The following is a 241-nucleotide window of genomic DNA, read 5'->3' as shown; positions in this document are numbered from 1 at the left end:
CGACTATCACGTACAGGCTCTTCCCATTTCGCTCGCCACTACTTTGGGAATCTCGGTTGATTTATTTTCCTGCAGCTACTTAGATGTTTCAGTTCGCCGCGTTCGCTTTGCATACCTATGTATTCAGCATGCAATGACCTAAAAGGCCGGGTTTCCCCATTCGGAAATCTGCGGATCAAAGCTTGTTTGCTAGCTCCCCGCAGCTTATCGCAAGCTACTACGTCCTTCATCGCCTGTAATC

The 241-nt window shown here is 48.5% G+C and carries 1 rRNA gene; it reads right to left on the bottom strand.

Going from position 1 to position 241, the window contains the following annotated elements:
- Positions 1 to 239: ribosomal RNA gene (locus F8197_RS29540) — 23S ribosomal RNA — on the bottom strand; the annotation flags it as partial.
- Positions 240 to 241 lie beyond the last annotated feature (2 nt).

It is taken from the genome of Duganella sp. FT27W (assembly GCF_009295655.1).
Classification (GTDB): Bacteria; Pseudomonadota; Gammaproteobacteria; order Burkholderiales; family Burkholderiaceae_D; genus Rugamonas; species Rugamonas zoogloeoides.
The sequence above is the reverse complement of the archived record's forward strand: the minus strand, read 5'-3'. Positions and strand labels throughout refer to the sequence as shown.